Annotated in this window: 16 protein-coding genes; 10 read left to right on the top strand and 6 right to left on the bottom strand. The window is 61.1% G+C overall.

The features are described from left to right. Nucleotides 1-4 precede the first annotated feature (4 nt). Genes ABM428_RS15285 through ABM428_RS15275 form a run of 3 tightly spaced genes read right to left on the bottom strand, consistent with a single transcriptional unit; the run spans nucleotide 5 to nucleotide 4,330 of the window. Nucleotides 5-1,021, bottom strand: coding sequence for a siderophore-interacting protein (locus tag ABM428_RS15285; RefSeq protein ID WP_353628371.1), 1,017 nt, complete (start codon nucleotides 1,019-1,021; stop codon nucleotides 5-7). Continuing rightward, nucleotides 1,014-2,237 carry an MFS transporter gene (locus ABM428_RS15280; RefSeq protein WP_353628370.1) on the bottom strand — a complete coding sequence of 408 codons (1,224 nt, stop codon included), beginning with the start codon at nucleotides 2,235-2,237 and terminating at the stop codon, nucleotides 1,014-1,016. The genes ABM428_RS15285 and ABM428_RS15280 overlap by 8 nt, the downstream gene beginning before the upstream one ends. Further along, a complete protein-coding gene (locus tag ABM428_RS15275; RefSeq protein ID WP_353628369.1) occupies nucleotides 2,237-4,330 on the bottom strand; it encodes a TonB-dependent siderophore receptor in 2,094 nt (697 codons plus the stop codon). Before ABM428_RS15275 ends, ABM428_RS15280 begins: the two co-directional genes overlap by 1 nt. Before the next feature lie 302 nt (nucleotides 4,331-4,632). On the opposite strand from ABM428_RS15275, the gene ABM428_RS15270 reads away from it, so the two are divergent. Together ABM428_RS15270 and ABM428_RS15265 are read left to right on the top strand one after the other, a co-directional pair. Next, nucleotides 4,633-5,073, top strand: coding sequence for a hypothetical protein (locus tag ABM428_RS15270; protein WP_005848738.1), 441 nt, complete (start codon nucleotides 4,633-4,635; stop codon nucleotides 5,071-5,073). Between the two features lie 109 nt (nucleotides 5,074-5,182). Next, the gene (locus ABM428_RS15265; RefSeq protein ID WP_184584081.1) at nucleotides 5,183-5,656 is read left to right on the top strand and encodes a Dps family protein; all 474 of its coding nucleotides are present in this window, start codon (nucleotides 5,183-5,185) and stop codon (nucleotides 5,654-5,656) included. Between the two features lie 44 nt (nucleotides 5,657-5,700). Here the strand turns inward: ABM428_RS15265 and ABM428_RS15260 are convergent, their stop codons facing one another. Then, on the bottom strand, nucleotides 5,701-5,946 hold the full coding sequence (locus ABM428_RS15260; RefSeq protein ID WP_009824242.1) for a DUF1289 domain-containing protein: 246 nt from the start codon (nucleotides 5,944-5,946) through the stop codon (nucleotides 5,701-5,703). Nucleotides 5,947-6,084: 138 nt separating this feature from the next. Then, nucleotides 6,085-6,591 carry a superoxide dismutase family protein gene (locus ABM428_RS15255; protein ID WP_353628368.1) on the bottom strand — a complete coding sequence of 169 codons (507 nt, stop codon included), beginning with the start codon at nucleotides 6,589-6,591 and terminating at the stop codon, nucleotides 6,085-6,087. A gap of 217 nt (nucleotides 6,592-6,808) precedes the next feature. On the opposite strand from ABM428_RS15255, the gene ABM428_RS15250 reads away from it, so the two are divergent. The 3 genes from ABM428_RS15250 to ABM428_RS15240 all read left to right on the top strand — a co-directional run bounded on the left by ABM428_RS15250 (nucleotide 6,809) and on the right by ABM428_RS15240 (nucleotide 8,230). Continuing rightward, a complete protein-coding gene (locus tag ABM428_RS15250) occupies nucleotides 6,809-7,162 on the top strand; it encodes a PRC-barrel domain-containing protein (RefSeq protein WP_174226631.1) in 354 nt (117 codons plus the stop codon). A gap of 166 nt (nucleotides 7,163-7,328) precedes the next feature. After that, the gene (locus tag ABM428_RS15245) at nucleotides 7,329-7,820 is read left to right on the top strand and encodes an MgtC/SapB family protein (RefSeq protein ID WP_353628367.1); all 492 of its coding nucleotides are present in this window, start codon (nucleotides 7,329-7,331) and stop codon (nucleotides 7,818-7,820) included. Between the two features lie 113 nt (nucleotides 7,821-7,933). Next, nucleotides 7,934-8,230 carry a hypothetical protein gene (locus ABM428_RS15240; protein ID WP_353628366.1) on the top strand — a complete coding sequence of 99 codons (297 nt, stop codon included), beginning with the start codon at nucleotides 7,934-7,936 and terminating at the stop codon, nucleotides 8,228-8,230. Between the two features lie 82 nt (nucleotides 8,231-8,312). On the opposite strand, the gene ABM428_RS15235 is transcribed toward ABM428_RS15240, so the two are convergent. Then, on the bottom strand, nucleotides 8,313-8,981 hold the full coding sequence (locus ABM428_RS15235; protein ID WP_005848752.1) for a L,D-transpeptidase: 669 nt from the start codon (nucleotides 8,979-8,981) through the stop codon (nucleotides 8,313-8,315). 228 nt (nucleotides 8,982-9,209) lie between these two features. On the opposite strand from ABM428_RS15235, the gene ABM428_RS15230 reads away from it, so the two are divergent. From ABM428_RS15230 to ABM428_RS15210, 5 genes are all read left to right on the top strand, one after another. Beyond that, on the top strand, nucleotides 9,210-9,887 hold the full coding sequence (locus ABM428_RS15230) for a gluconate 2-dehydrogenase subunit 3 family protein (RefSeq protein WP_353628365.1): 678 nt from the start codon (nucleotides 9,210-9,212) through the stop codon (nucleotides 9,885-9,887). A 3-nt stretch (nucleotides 9,888-9,890) separates the two neighbouring features. Then, nucleotides 9,891-11,672 (top strand): GMC family oxidoreductase, encoded by a 1,782-nt coding sequence (locus ABM428_RS15225; RefSeq protein ID WP_353628364.1) that lies wholly within the window; start codon nucleotides 9,891-9,893, stop codon nucleotides 11,670-11,672. Nucleotides 11,673-11,687: 15 nt separating this feature from the next. After that, nucleotides 11,688-12,434: a c-type cytochrome gene (locus ABM428_RS15220; RefSeq protein WP_353628363.1), complete on the top strand. Its 747-nt coding sequence runs from the start codon at nucleotides 11,688-11,690 to the stop codon at nucleotides 12,432-12,434. Nucleotides 12,435-12,479: 45 nt separating this feature from the next. After that, nucleotides 12,480-13,097 carry a DedA family protein gene (locus ABM428_RS15215; RefSeq protein WP_037941363.1) on the top strand — a complete coding sequence of 206 codons (618 nt, stop codon included), beginning with the start codon at nucleotides 12,480-12,482 and terminating at the stop codon, nucleotides 13,095-13,097. A 77-nt stretch (nucleotides 13,098-13,174) separates the two neighbouring features. After that, nucleotides 13,175-14,575, top strand: a complete 1,401-nt coding sequence (locus tag ABM428_RS15210) for an APC family permease (RefSeq protein WP_353628362.1) — start codon at nucleotides 13,175-13,177, stop codon at nucleotides 14,573-14,575. Nucleotides 14,576-14,580: the final 5 nt, after the last annotated feature.

Genomic DNA, 14,580 nt, shown 5'->3' with positions numbered 1-14,580 from the left:
CGCGTTACCAAAAGGCCGAGATATAGGACCGCTCGGCCGCGCCGCCGTGCTCTTTCCACGTCTTGCGCACTTGCGTCGCCAACGCCTTTTGCCCCGCGAACCATAAAAACCCGTCCGCCACAGATGAAACCGCGTCGCAGGCCGCCTGCCCCATCGTGGGACGCGCGGCCTCACTGGCGATAACGACCTCCAGACCGGTGTGCTTTGGCAGCGGATAATGCGCGGCATCTACGTGCGATGGATACAGCATGATGCGCCCTGTCAGATCGGGGTTTGCCTCCATGATACGGGCAATGGCCGGAAAGGCGGTATCATCGGCAAATCCGAACACCGGCCCCGTGATCATACAGCCGCCGCCGCCCGGTCCGGTGACAAGGATCTGCGTCCCCAGTTCAACGCTGCGCGCCCAATCAGTCGTGCGCCCGCCTTCATGGATAAAGAGGTCAAACACCAGCAACCCGTTTTCCCGATCCACCCGCCGCGCGGTATAGACCGGCAGATGCAGCTTGTGTTCACCCTTGGGCCAAACGGTTGCCCCGTTCTCTCCGATGCGGGGCCATTGGGGGGTCTTGCCCGGTTGCGCGATGCCAAGGCGGAAATGGATCGCACTGTCAGAAAACCGCGCCACATCGCCCGCCAGCGTGACCCGCATAAATCCGCAGTCCAACATCTCGCGGTGCTGCACTGTCATCAACCGTGCGTTATCGGGCAAAGCCCCCTGACGTACCCCATCCGACCAGCGGATCGCTTGCGCCGCATCGGGCATGACGCTGCCGATCTGATCCACCAGACTGTCCTTCAACGTCTGCAGAAAATCGGCGCGCGCGGTCGATATCTCGGCCTTGCAATGGGCACCGGACGGGGCAAAGGCGATCCGCCCGTAATAGGTGCCCAGGACAATCCCCTGCGCCCCATCCTGTTCGACGTGCAGGTCATGCTCTGCCGCTTCGGCCAAGGTGGCCCGACGCAGGGCGGCAAAGTTGACGCCGGGCAATTCGGTTTGTGCAGTGTGATCAGACATGGGCCACCCCCTGTTGCGGTGCGCGCTGCCCCGAGACCCGCCAGATCAGCGGCAATGCCGCAAGCGAGACGGCACAGGCCACACCAAAAAAGAAACCGTAACCAAGATGCTCGGCGATGACCCCGGCGACCATGCCCGAGACCATGCTCACCGCCGCATCCATACATTGGAACAAGGTAAAATCGACGCCGCCCTGCCGCGGGTCGGACCAGTTCATGAACTGCCCGTAAAGGGCGACGAAACCAAAGGCCATGACGGCCGCGCTGCTGACCATCGCAATCGGGGCCACCGTCGCCGCGGCGAAAACGCCACCCGCCGCCGACAGACCAACTACCCCGAGGATCAGGGCCTGAAGCGCCACCGCGCCGGCCAGCACCACGCGGGTGCCAAAACGGCGCACCACCGCGCCGCCGGTCATCGCCCCCGCAAAACCCAAGGTCAGGCTGCCGACCCCGCTGAGCAGTCCAAGCTGACCCAGATCATAGCCCGCGTCGATAAAGTAAGGCCCGAACATCCCCATCGCGGTTTTCTGCGCCACGACATAAAGCGCCGCGACCAGCAAACCCTGACGCACCTCGGCGCGGGCCAAGGCGGTTCTAAGTCGCGGTTGATGCGGTCGCGCCTGCGCGGTTTTCGCCCGCGCGATGATCGTAAAGGGGACGCAGAGCACAGCAATCACCGCCGCCATCCCCCATGCGCCCACCAGCCATCCGGCGCGGTCCACAAGGATCAGAAACACGCCCCCACCGATCGCAGCCCCTAGATAGGCACCGCCCACCTGCGCCGCATTGCCCCAGCCGTATTGCGTGTCCTTCAACGCCGCCACGGCATAGCCGTCGCAGGCAATATCCACCGTGGCCGTCGCAAAGGCCGCCACCATCAGCACCGCCAGAACAGGCAGCACTGGCGACGGGCCGATCAGCCCCACCACGAAAAGCGCCGCGATCACCACCGCAGCGCCGAGTGTTACAATCGTGACCGACCGGTCCCGCCCGCCATCCGGCAGCCGGAACCGTTCAACCCTTGGCGCCCAAAGGAACTTGAGCGCCCAAGGCAGCACCAGCACCGAGATCAACCCGATCTGGTCGAGCGGCAGGTTCTGCGCACGCAACACCCCCGGCAGCCCCGACCATGTGACGCCCGCAATCACGCTTTGCGCAATATAGATGCCGCCGATCGCGCCGACGACACCCCAAGTTCCCCCAGACCGCGCCATCAGAAGCGGTAGCTGACGCTGGCCGTGGCCGTGCGCCCTTCGTAGCGATAGCAATAGTCCGCGCTGCAGGTCTGGTCGGTGTTGTCAAAGACGTTCTTGACGTTGATCTGCGCGCTCAGCCCGTCATAGCCGACTTCGCCAAAGTCATAGGACATCGACAGATCGGCAAAGACCTCGGCATCGTTCTTGTAGGTATTTGCATCGTCGCCATAGCTTTCGCCGACATAGCGCAGACCCGCCCCGAAGCCAAAGCCCTTGAACGCCCCGCTTTGCGGCTCGTAGAAGCCCCAGATCGATGCGGTGTGATGCGGCGTGGCCGACAGCTGGTTGCCCACGGTGCCGGTGGACCCTGCCTCGATCTCCATATCCAGATAGGTATAGGCGCTGGTCACGCGTAGACCATTGGCAAAGTTGAACTGGCCTTCAATCTCCAGCCCGCGCGACCGCAGGTCATAGGGTACCTGCACCTGGTTCAAACCATTGAACGTCGCCGGATCAACCGTCTGGAAGACCACGCCGTCCTCTTGGCGGATGTCAAACAGTGACGCGGTGATCAGGCTCTCCGTGCCCGGCAGCTGGTATTTGACGCCCACTTCCTTTTGCAGCCCACGTGTCGGCTCTGCCGAACGGCCGCTGTTGGGGTCGGTGCTGTCGTCATAGACCAGCCCTGTGGTCGGCACGAAAGAGCTCGACACATTGGCATAGACCGACAGATCGGTGTTGAACGCATAGCTCAGCCCGACACGACCCGAGAAACCGTTGTGCGATGTATCGGTGCCGTTCTGATTGGCATCAAAGGTGGTCATGTCGACCCAGTCGTAGCGGCCGCTCAGGAACATCGTCCAGGGGCCAGAGCTCAGCTGGTCGTGCACATAGACGCCATACTGGTACATCTCCTGACCGTTGGAATAGGGCTGATCCACCGCGTCCGTGTCGGCGGCAGAGACATAGCCGACACCGCCATAATAGGCGTCATAGGACGACTGCGTGTAATCGAAACCGGCCACAACCGTGTGGTCAAACGCACCGGTAGAGAAATGCCCCTCGGCATAGGTATCGACCGAGAAATTCTCGGAATTCTCAAGGTAATGGCCCCAGTAGCGCCCGAACCCCGTGCCCGCCGCATAGATGCCGCTGAACTCAAGATCCGCATCCACTTTGGAATACCGCAGGTTCTGGCGCAGGGTCACGCCATTGTCCATCTCGTGCTCAAGCTCGTAGCCGACGCGCCATTGTTCGTTCACAAAGTCATTATATTCAGGATCGCCGACATAGATATCAGACGCTTCGCCCTGCGACGGGTTGTAGTAAGACGCCGTACCGCCGCGGGTTGATTCAGAATATTCTGTCAGCACGGTGATCTTGGTCCGATCCGTCAATTGATAGGTGAAGGACGGGGCCAGCAGCGCCAGATCATCGCTATACCCCGGCAGCGGCGTATCCGCGTCCCGCGCCACACCGGTCAGACGATAGCTGAGCCGTCCGTCGGTGCCGACGGGGCCGGTGAAATCGAACGCCAGCTCTTTGCGGCTGTCGGTGCCAAAGGTCAGCTTCAGCTCGTTATAGGCTTCGTCCTTGGGGCGTTTGGAGATGATGTTTACCAGACCGCCCGCACCGCTGACGCCATACATCGACGACGATGGCCCCTTCAGCACGGAAACCCCCTCGAACGTGTAGGGGTGGTTCTGGAACCACGCCGAAGGCCCGTTCACCTGACGCAGGCCATCGCGGAACAACCCGTCATAATAGGCCGAGAAACCGCGTAGATAGACAGCGTCATAGCGCGAGTCGAAACCGAAGTTGGTGACATTCGTCCCCGAGGTATAGCCCAAGGCGTCCAGCAGCGTGCGCGGCTCCTGATCTTCGATCTGGTCCTGCCCGACGGTGCTGATCGCTTGGGGGATGTCACGGATGGGGGTGTCTACGCGCGTGGCCTGACGCCCCGATTCGGCCACATACCCGTTTTGCAGCAGCGTCGCATCGCTTTCCGCCTCAAGCGTGAGCGTCCCCAGATCAAGCGTATCCGCTTCCTGCGCATAGGCGGGGTGTGATGCGGCCAGCGCGGCCACCAAGGCAATCCTTGAAATTTGCATGGAATTCTGTCCCTTACTGTTTTAGTCGGAAATGAACCGCCCCGCGGCCATTGTCAAACTGAAATAGTAAGGTATTCACGTGCCCGAGACCTAATCAGGTCAGCGCGCCGGCGCAAGCCGCTGCGTCACAAACTTGGCCGCCACAAGCGGCATCCTGCCTACACCCATGTATTTACATAATATTTCCAAATACCCCACTAAAACACTCCCCCTTGTCGGGGCGATACTTATACCCTATAAATAAAGTAAGATATTCAACCGGACAGGCCCGAACCCTGCCCCATGTATGGACTTCTCTTGATATGGCATCTTTGGCGACTCTTCCGATCCTCGACCGCGACGACGCTCCGGCACAGGCTCCCGCCCCCCGTATCACCCCCGAACAACGCGCCGCGCTGACCCATTTGCGGATGTCGGCGATGGCCTGTCGCGTCGCCGCGCGCACAGATCTTTACGAAGCCTGCGCCCTGCTCAGCCTTGATGGCGAGGACGCGAAACGCACATTTGTGGATACGCTGATCAAATGTCTGCCGAACGCGGTGCAGCGCAAGGTCGTCTGGTTCGCGCCGGGCACAGACACGCTATCGTTCGACGAAGCATGGATCCTGCGCTGCCTCACCAGCATCCGCGAGGACGATCCCGCCAGTCTCAACTTCCTGATCAAGTCGCGCGTAGCCCCCGCGGACCGACGCTATATCGGATATCTACTCGGTCAGATTTCCGAGCAGTTTTCTCAAGTTTAGAATAATTCCAAAAATACCTTGGCAAACCGTTTTTGGTGTCTATGTTGGATGGACAGCAAGCTAGTACCGTGCCAGCCAGTCAGAATTTTAATCACTTGGGGACGAGAAAATGAACCAGACAGCAGCTGCTTTGACAACCGATGCAAAAACAGCAATCGCCGATGCATTGAACCAATGCGTTGCGGAAACCGCCGTGACGACAATGCTGGCGCAAAACTTTCACTGGAACGTAAAAGGCATGGGTTTCGGCCCGCTGCACGACCTGTTCCAGAAGATCTACGAAGACCACTTTGTCGCGCAGGATGATCTGGCAGAGCGTATTCGCGCCCTTGATGTCCATGCCGAAGGGATGCTTGCAGGCATGCTGAAGCGGTCCAAGATCAACGAACATGACGGCCACGCCAACGACAAGGAAATGATCCGCGTCATGATGGAAGCGCAGGAAACGCTGGCCTCCACCATCGCGGGCGCGGGCCAGTTGGCCGCCGACCATGGCGACACGCTGACAGAAGATCTGTGCATCGCACGCGGGACAGAGCACGAGAAATTCGCGTGGTTCCTGCGCGCACACCTCGCAGGCTAACCAGCCCGCCCGCTGATCCCGTCAGCACCCAAATCAAATCGCGGCTAGAGAAGCTTCTCGGCCGCGATTTTGCGTTTTGCCAGCTTCTTGCGATAGGCCAGATCCCAATGGCTGTATTTGCCCAGACGTTCCTGTTGCGCGGTCAGCATCTGGATAAAGCCGACGCGGTGGCTTTCTTTTTTCAGCGATTTGAACATGGATTTCTGCGCCTTGGTCATCGAACACCCGATGCAATGGCCTTCGCGTTTGAACTTGCACACGTCGATACAGGGGCTGGGTGTTTTTGCCATGGGAAACCTTGCTGATTGATCCGGCGGTTTGCCCCCTGCCCGTGCAGGGTGCCAGCGGTAGCCTATGGCAGCAAAAGCAAGGCCGCGCCAGTGGGGGCGCGGCCTTGGTCGTTCAAATCATCGTTTGCCGAAGGGGGATCAGGCGGGATCAGCACCAAATACACCGCAGGCAATCCGGTCGCCCGCATCGCCCGAGGGTTGCGAGCTGTAATCGTCCTGCCCGCCGTGGATTACAAAGGCAGCGCCGTCGTCATCCATCAGATGCTCTTCGACATTCAGGAACGGCAAGAACACTTCCTGCTCTACAGTACCATCACTGCCCACCGTGACATTCGGCATATCACCGGGGTGCGGGCCACCGGCGGTCAACACGCCATGATCGCGGTCCCCCGCGATATGTCCGCCAGCGGATTTGAACCCGTCGCCCGAGCAATCACCGGTTTCGTGCAGGTGCACCGCGATGCCCCCTGCCGGCAGGTTGGACAGCGACAGTTTTGCCAGCGCCACGCCGGACTCGGTATCCTGGACCGTCACGGTGCCGACCTCTGCGCCCTCGGCATCCATAACCGGCGCAGTCGTCTCGGCGGCGAAAGCGGCGCTTGTCATCAGCCCGCAGGCCACGGCGGTGGTGAGTGCGAATTTCATTGGAATCTCCCTTTTCATGCTTGGGTTTGAACCGGCCAGCTGTGGTCGATTGGTCAAGGACCAACCCGCCGCATTTACCCAAAGTTCCAAGCCCCCGTGCCTGCACGGCCAAACCACGCGCATCGGCAGAAGTTAGCCGCCCGCCGAAGGACGCGGAACCGCCGCGCCGCCTCTGTCGTTTCAACTACAGGTAACCACAACACAGGAGAGTTTCGACATGACTGCGACATCACATTCTAGCCTCGTATCTTCCTCTGACGTGAATGGTACGACTGTTTACAGCCGCGACGGCACGCATATCGGGTCCATTGATCATCTGATGATCGATAAGCAATCCGGCAAGGTCGCCTATGCCGTGATGGGCTTTGGCGGGTTTCTGGGCTTGGGCGAGGATCACCACCCCGTGCCGTGGGGCAAGCTTGAATACGACACCACCAAAGAAGGTTTCGTGACCGACATCACCGAAGAGCAGGTTAAAGGCGCACCGACCCGCAGCGACGGTTGGGTGACAGATCGCGAATGGGAACGCCGGACCCACGAACACTATATGGTGCCGAATTACTGGATCTGATCCACAGAAGTTAACAACCGCAGACCGTCCCACATCGGGGGCGGTCTTTTACTGTCACCGCCCTACATCCAGACCAATAGCTTTCAAGAGACCGGATTACCCCCATGCAAAGTAGCGTCCCCTGCCTCCCTCTCCCGCACCCCTCTTGCGCGAAGGAGACACGCTGATGTGGGAGGATCTGCTGAACGAATTCTCCCTCGCCCCCAGCCTGCCCCTGTCGGTCGTTGTGGCCCGCACCCTTGCGACGGTGGTATTCTGCGGGCTGATCGGGCTTGAACGCGAAACCTCCAAACGGCCCGCGGGTCTGCGCACGCATATGCTGATCGGCCTCGCGTCTTGCATCTACTGTCTGCTGACCCTCGCCCTTCTCTCCCGCAGCGCCGAATTTGGCGACACCATCCGGATGGACCCCCTGCGTATCATCGAGGCGGTGACCAGCGGCGTCGCTTTCCTTGCCGCGGGGCTGATCGTCTTTTCCCAAGGCAAGGTGCGCGGCCTGACAACGGGGGCCAGCATGTGGGTCGCCGCCGCCGTTGGTGTGGCTTGCGGCTTGGGCGAATGGACGATTGCGGGCATGACCGTAATCCTCGCACTGATCATCATCGCGCTGGTGCGCAAGCTTGAAAAACGCGCAGGCACCTATGAAGACCACGACTAGCCGCGGCCATCGGCAGCAATGCAACAGTTTGTGACCCAGAAACACGCGCCCTTGTTTTACAACTCCCGCGAAATACCCTAGCTGCATAGCAAATTCATATGAGGAATATCACGATGAGCGTTCGGGTTTGGATTGCAGGCTGTGCCGTATTGGCGCTGGCTGCTTGTGCGGATGTACAGACCACCACTGACAAGATGACAACGGGCGACGGGTTCTTCAAGGAACTGCCCGAAGGGGTGCGCCTGGTGGCTGCCAAGAACCAGGATCTGACCGCGGTTAAGATCGACCCCAGCAACGGGTGCTACGTCTATCGCTACCGCGGGCCGGTCGAAACCACCTTCCTGCCCCTGCGCGCCGACAATGGCCGCCCGATCTGCACCCAAACGATCGCGGCAGCTGCGGCGGGCTAATCGCGCCCCGCGTCGTGACGTAAAAAGGCCGCCCGAAGCGTCTCGCTTCGGGCGGCCTTTTCATGTGTACAAAGGTCCGGACTTAGGTCGCAGCCGTCACCAGCTCTTCCGGCGGGTACAGGACCGCGCGTGATCCGGTGTTCACGTTCTCGTACAGATCGTTGATATGCGCCATGATCATCCGCACGCAACCAGAGCTTGCACGCCCGCCGATCGATTGCGGGTTAGGCGACCCGTGGATGCGCAGATAGGTGTCGCGGTTCCCGACGAAAAGATACAGCGCACGCGACCCCAAGGGGTTCTGCGGGCCTGCATCCATCCCATCGGCGTGTTGTTCATAAAGCTCTGGATCGCGGCGGATCATGTTCTGCGTCGGCGTCCAGGTTGGCCATTTCGCCTTGCGCTTGATCGAATAGGTGCCGGGCTCGTACAGGTCACCCCGCGCAATCGCCACGCCATAGCGCATGGCGGTGCCATTGTCCTGAATGTGATACAGATACCGCGCGACCGCATCGACGTGGATATCGCCCGGCGTAAGACCGGGGTTCGCCTCTACCAGTCGGGGCAGAAAGCGGGGTGCGACGCCCCAAGGGTTCGTCGTTGCAGGATCGTAGCCCGCAGGCGTTACCTGCGCATCCCATGCGTCCCACATCGACTTGTCTGTTGTCGCAGCGGCGGCGAGACTGGGGGCCAGAGGGGCAGAAAACAACGCGGCAGCGGAGCTGGTGATAAAATGGCGTTTGGTCAGCATGCGTGCACGCTCCTATTTAGTTAGTGCTTGACGATGTAACCCCCAATAGCGCGACCCTGTTCCCAAGAACCAGTCACATGGCTGTGTGAGTTTGTTTCGGCCCACGCAAACTAGACCGCCTCCGGCAGAAACGCCACGACTAGTTTCGCCAAAATTTTTTGCAAAACGGCGGAACATCTTGCTCACGCGGGCGTTATTTAGACAAATGACCAATCATTTGGGTTTCGTATGCCAACGTATTCCAGACGATCAGTTCTATTCAGCTTCGGTGCCGCAGTCGGCCTTGCGTCCCTGCCGCGCCATGCCTTTGCCGCTCTTGATGGCACCCCCTTCACCTTCCTGACCGATTCCGAGGCTCGAAGCCTCGCACTGCTGTGTGACACGCTGATCCCGCAAGATGATTTCCCCTCGGCCAGCCAAGCCGGCGTGGTCGATTTCATCGACCTGCAACTTGCGGGCGGATATGGGCGCGGGGAACACCTGTATATGGATGGGCCCCACCCCCAAGGCACACCCGAGCAAGGCTACCAATCTCCCCTACGCCCCGCCGAGCTCTGGCGTGAGGGGCTGGCGGCGATGCAGACCGTCATCGGCCCGCTTGAAGGGCAATCGCAATTCGCGCTCGACCAGCTGATGACCGACCTGTCCGAGGATAGGCCCGCGCTCGCCGGTCGTGTCGGGGCCAAAACATTCTTTACCGAACTCCACGCCCTGACGAACCAGGGCTATTTTGCCGACCCGATCTATGGCGGCAACAAGGGCTATGCCAGTTGGCATATGGTCGGCTTCCCCGGGGCCTTCGGCTATTTCACCGACACGGTCGACGCCCACAATCGCCCCTACCGGCAGCCCCCTATGGGCATCGGGCATCAACCGGGCACAAGCGACTTCAACTGGGAAAGGTAGATCATGGCACGGCGGCTGGCGAAAACAGATGTGGTCATCATCGGGGCCGGTTGGACGGGTCTGACAGCTGCATATGAACTTGCCCATGCTGGCAAACGCTGTGTGGTGCTGGAACGCGGATCCTATCGCCACGACGCCGATGATTTCGCCGCCCCCAAGGAACATGACGAACTGAAATATGCGGTGCACCACGCGCATATGATCAACACCCGCAAAGAGACCCTGACCTTCCGCAACAACGCCAGCCAGCAGGCGCTGCCGATGCGCAGGCTCGGGTCGTTCCTGCCCGGTGTCGGGCTTGGCGGCGCGGGCATCCACTGGAACGGCCAGCTTTGGCGGCCCCTGCCCTCCGACCTCGAAATGCGCAGCCATTACGAAAACCGCTATGGTGCCGACTTCATTCCCGATGATCTGAATGTGCAGGATTGGGGCGTCACCTATGACGAGCTTGAGCCTCATTTCGATTTCTACGAGAAGATCTGCGGCACCTCTGGCACCGCAGGACAGATGGCAGACGGCCCGCGTGAAGGCGGCAACCCCTTCGAAGGGCCGCGCAGCGCCGATTATCCCAACCCGCCCATGCGCCAGCCCATCGGCCCCACCAAATTCGGCGAGGCGGCGCAAAAGCTCGGCTACCACCCTTTCCCCATGCCCGCCGCCAACGCCACCAAGGAATACACCAACCCCTACGGGGCCAAGCTGCATCCCTGCACCTATTGCGGCTTTTGCGAACGCTTCGGCTGCGGCTACTATGCCAAGGCCGACCCGATCATCTGCGTCTATGACCAGATCAAATCCCACGAGAATTTTGAAATCCGCTATCAGGCACAGGTCCTGCGGGTCGAGAAGTCAGAGGACGGCAAGACCGCCACCGGCGTCACCTATCTGACCGACGCGGGCGAAGAGGTGTTCCAGCCCGCCGATATCGTCTGCATGAATGCCTATGGCCTGTGGAACGTGCATCTGATGCTGGTCTCCGGTCTGGGCAAACCCTACGACCCGAAAACCCGCACAGGCACCGTGGGCCGGAACTATGCCTATCAGACGATGGCGGGCGTGAACGTATTTTTCGATGATCAGGTGGTGACCAACCCCTTTATGGGGGCGGGAGCGCTTGGCACGGTGATCGACGATTTTAACGGCGACAACTTTGATCACAGCGATCTGGGGTTTCTGGGCGGCGGCTATATCGCCTGCACGCAGACCAATGGCCGCCCGATCAACTACCAGCCCACGCCCGACGGCACGCCCGCATGGGGCGCCGACTGGAAACGTGCCGTGCGCGAGAATTACCTGCACCACGCCAGCCTGACCGTCCACGGGTCATCCATGGCGACGCCCGATAACTACCTTGACCTCGATCCAACATGGAAAGACGCCTACGGCCGCCCGCTGCTGCGGATGACCTTCAACTTCCCCGAAAACGACCGGCGCATGGCCGACTATGTGATGGGCAAGGCGCATGAGATCGCGCGCAATATGGAGAACGTTAAATCCACCTCCGCCAGCAACCGTGCGGCAGAGGGCAGTGATTATTCCATCGTGCCCTATCAGACCACCCATAACACCGGCGGCACGGTGATGGGCACGGACCCGACCACCAGCGTCGTGAACCGTTTTGGCCAGATGTGGGATCATCACAACGTCTTTGTCTTTGGCGCAGGGCTGTTTCCGCAGAACCTTGGCTACAACCCCACGGGGCCGCTGATGGGCGTCGCCTATTGGACGCTCGATCACATGAAGAACGACTATATCGCCAACCCGCGCCCGCTGATGGACGCCTAAAGCAGAGGAGCCCCCATGAACATCCCTCACCGCCCCCTGCTCTGCCTCGCCCTCGCAGCCTTTTTGCCAGCGCTGGCCACCGCGCAGGCGATCCCTGCGGATCAGCCCTATGATACGGCGCGCGATCAGTTCAACATGACGGTCGATACGCCGCCCGATGCCGACACGCTGGCACGGGGGCAGGCCATCGCCCTGCAGGGCGCGGGCGATGTGCAATCCTGCGTGACCTGCCACAGCGTTGATGGTCAGGGGGACGGGTCGGGCAGCTTCCCGCGGCTTACCGGACAACTGGCGTGGTATCTTGACAAGCAGCTGGATGACTATGCCAGCGACGCGCGGCCCGACGATCTGATGACGCCCGTCGCGCAATCCCTCTCTGAAGACGACCGCGCCGCGGTCAGCGCCTATTACGCCTCTCTCGCCGCGCCGCTGCGGGTGGCGCGCGGGCAGGTTTCAGCGCAAGAGATCCAGAAAGGGGCCGCCATCGCGCGGGCCGGATCGCCCGACAAGGGCCTGCCCGCCTGCACCAACTGCCACGGGCCCGACGGCACGGGCAACCCGCCCTCGGTGCCCTATCTTGCCGGTCAATACGCCAACTACATGGTGCTGCAACTGGACCGCTGGAAACGCGGCCAGCGGGACAATGATTTTGGCGGCATGATGTCCGCCATCGCCCGCAAAATGACCGCCGAGGATATGCGCGCCATCAGTGAATATTATGAGCGTGTGGCCAACCCGCTGACGACGAAAGACCCTCAATGACCCTCAACGCCCGCTCCCCCGCAACGCAACAGAACCGGAGTCCCCATGTTTGACTGGATCACCGGCCTGCTGGACGCCGCAGGCTATCTGGGCGTCGCGTTTCTGATGTTCGCGGAAAACGTCTTTCCGCCCATCCCGTCCGAGCTGATCATGCCGCTGGCGGGGTTTCTGGCCTATCAGGACCAGATGAACTTTGTAGGCGTGGTGATCGCGGGCAGCATCGGGTCGCTGGCGGGCACCTACCTCTACTACATCATCGCGCGCAAGATCGGGCACGACCGCGTGCGGCACCTTCTGGAAAAGCATGGCCGCTGGCTCACCATGTCCCCCGAGGATCTTGACCGCGCGTCGGACTGGTTCGACCGCCACGGCAATCTGGCCGTGCTCATGGGGCGCATGGTGCCCGCGATCCGCACGCTGATCTCGGTGCCCGCGGGGCTGACGCCGATGCATCACCTGCCGTTTCTGGCCTTCTCGCTGGCGGGCACGGTGATCTGGAACACATTGCTGACCGGCCTCGGCTACGCGCTCGGGTCGCAATACGATCTGGTCGCGGACTACATGAACCCCGTGTCCAACGTTGTCATCGGCGCCTTGGTGCTGACCTACATCTACCGCGTGATCCGCAAGAAAGGCGGCAGCGCACAAGACGCCACGGGCTAGCCGTCGCTACGGGCGTGAACTGGTGACGGCTGTGATGTCGGGGCCACGCCCCCGGCAAGGGGGGAAGGGAGTGTCCCATGACCAAGGATGTTTCAACAGCGCCGGATCAAGACGGCGAGAAAACCGAACTCAAACGCGTGATGGGGCCCGGCTTGCTGCTGCTTTTCGTGGTGGGCGATGTTTTGGGCACCGGGATCTACGCGCTCACAGGCGAAGTCGCGGCAAAGGTCGGCGGCATTGTCTGGCTGCCGTTCCTCGTGGCCTTTGTCTTGGCCACCGTGACCGCTTGCAGCTACCTTGAACTTGTCACCAAATACCCCAAGGCCGCCGGCGCCGCGCTTTATACGCAAAAGGCCTTTGGCGTGCATTTCCTCACCTTCCTTGTGGCCTTCGCTGTGATGTCGAGCGGGATCACCTCGGCCTCTACCGCCTCGCAGGCTTTTGCCGAGAATTTCGGGAAAAGTTTCGGTCTGGGCGACGGGGCCTTCCTGATCACCGCCATTAGCATCGGCTTTATGGTGCTGCTGGGGCTGATCAACCTGCGTGGCGTCGGCGAAAGCGTGAAGGCAAATGTGGTGCTCACCTGCATCGAACTGACCGGCCTGCTCATCATCATCATGATCGGTGCCGCCGCGCTCATGGGCGGGCAAGGCGATTTCGGGCGCGCGTTCGATTTCAGCAGCGCCGGAGAGCAGGGCCTGTTCTGGCCCGTGATCGCCGCGACCACGCTGGCCTTCTTTGCGATGGTCGGCTTCGAGGATTCCGTGAACATGGCCGAAGAGGCCAAGAACCCCTCGCGCATCTTTCCCAAAGTCCTGCTCGGCGGGCTGCTGATCACCGGCGTGATCTATCTGCTGGTGTCGATCACCGCGATTGCCCTTGTCGACGCAGAGGCCTTGGGCGAAGGGGCCACCCCCCTGCTCAAGGTCGTCGAAGCCGGCGCGCCCTGGTTCCCGCTCAGCGTCTTCGGCATCATCACCATGTGCGCCGTGGCGAACTCCGCGCTGATTAACACGCTGATGGCCAGCCGCCTGCTGTATGGGATGGCGCAGGAAAAAGTGCTGCCCTCCATTCTGGGCAAGGTGCTGCCCAAGCGGCGCACGCCCTATACGGCCATTGTCTTTACCACCGGGCTGGCGATCGCGCTGATCACCTTTGTCGGCGCGGTGCCTGATCTGGGGGGCACAACGGCGCTGCTGCTGCTTGCGGTGTTCACGCTGGTCAATATCGCCGTGCTGGTGCTGCGCAGCGATACGGTGGAGCACGACCATTTCACCAGCCCCCTCGGCCTGCCCTATATCGGCGCGATATCTTGCGCCTTTTTCGTCGGCCCGTGGACCGGGCGCGACAGCGTGCAATACCTGATCGCCGCGGTGCTGATCGGCTTGGGTGTCGTGCTCTGGGGCGCGACCGTGTTCTACATGAAATCAAAGGGGCAGGACCCGCTTGCCTCGGACATGGACAAATTGTCAGAGTGAAAGGA

It is taken from the genome of Sulfitobacter sp. TCYB15, assembly GCF_040435955.1.
Taxonomy (GTDB): domain Bacteria; phylum Pseudomonadota; class Alphaproteobacteria; order Rhodobacterales; family Rhodobacteraceae; genus Sulfitobacter; species Sulfitobacter pontiacus.
The sequence above is the reverse complement of the archived record's forward strand: the minus strand, read 5'-3'. Positions and strand labels throughout refer to the sequence as shown.

Bases quoted from the DNA above. Each gene is read 5' to 3' on its own strand.
- ABM428_RS15285 (WP_353628371.1), bottom strand. From the start codon at position 1,021: ATGTCTGATCACACTGCACAAACCGAATTGCCCGGCGTCAACTTTGCC.
- ABM428_RS15280 (WP_353628370.1), bottom strand. From the start codon at position 2,237: ATGGCGCGGTCTGGGGGAACTTGGGGTGTCGTCGGCGCGATCGGCGGC.
- ABM428_RS15275 (WP_353628369.1), bottom strand. From the start codon at position 4,330: ATGCAAATTTCAAGGATTGCCTTGGTGGCCGCGCTGGCCGCATCACAC.
- ABM428_RS15270 (WP_005848738.1), top strand. From the start codon at position 4,633: ATGGCATCTTTGGCGACTCTTCCGATCCTCGACCGCGACGACGCTCCG.
- ABM428_RS15265 (WP_184584081.1), top strand. From the start codon at position 5,183: ATGAACCAGACAGCAGCTGCTTTGACAACCGATGCAAAAACAGCAATC.
- ABM428_RS15260 (WP_009824242.1), bottom strand. From the start codon at position 5,946: ATGGCAAAAACACCCAGCCCCTGTATCGACGTGTGCAAGTTCAAACGC.
- ABM428_RS15255 (WP_353628368.1), bottom strand. From the start codon at position 6,591: ATGAAATTCGCACTCACCACCGCCGTGGCCTGCGGGCTGATGACAAGC.
- ABM428_RS15250 (WP_174226631.1), top strand. From the start codon at position 6,809: ATGACTGCGACATCACATTCTAGCCTCGTATCTTCCTCTGACGTGAAT.
- ABM428_RS15245 (WP_353628367.1), top strand. From the start codon at position 7,329: ATGTGGGAGGATCTGCTGAACGAATTCTCCCTCGCCCCCAGCCTGCCC.
- ABM428_RS15240 (WP_353628366.1), top strand. From the start codon at position 7,934: ATGAGCGTTCGGGTTTGGATTGCAGGCTGTGCCGTATTGGCGCTGGCT.
- ABM428_RS15235 (WP_005848752.1), bottom strand. From the start codon at position 8,981: ATGCTGACCAAACGCCATTTTATCACCAGCTCCGCTGCCGCGTTGTTT.
- ABM428_RS15230 (WP_353628365.1), top strand. From the start codon at position 9,210: ATGCCAACGTATTCCAGACGATCAGTTCTATTCAGCTTCGGTGCCGCA.
- ABM428_RS15225 (WP_353628364.1), top strand. From the start codon at position 9,891: ATGGCACGGCGGCTGGCGAAAACAGATGTGGTCATCATCGGGGCCGGT.
- ABM428_RS15220 (WP_353628363.1), top strand. From the start codon at position 11,688: ATGAACATCCCTCACCGCCCCCTGCTCTGCCTCGCCCTCGCAGCCTTT.
- ABM428_RS15215 (WP_037941363.1), top strand. From the start codon at position 12,480: ATGTTTGACTGGATCACCGGCCTGCTGGACGCCGCAGGCTATCTGGGC.
- ABM428_RS15210 (WP_353628362.1), top strand. From the start codon at position 13,175: ATGACCAAGGATGTTTCAACAGCGCCGGATCAAGACGGCGAGAAAACC.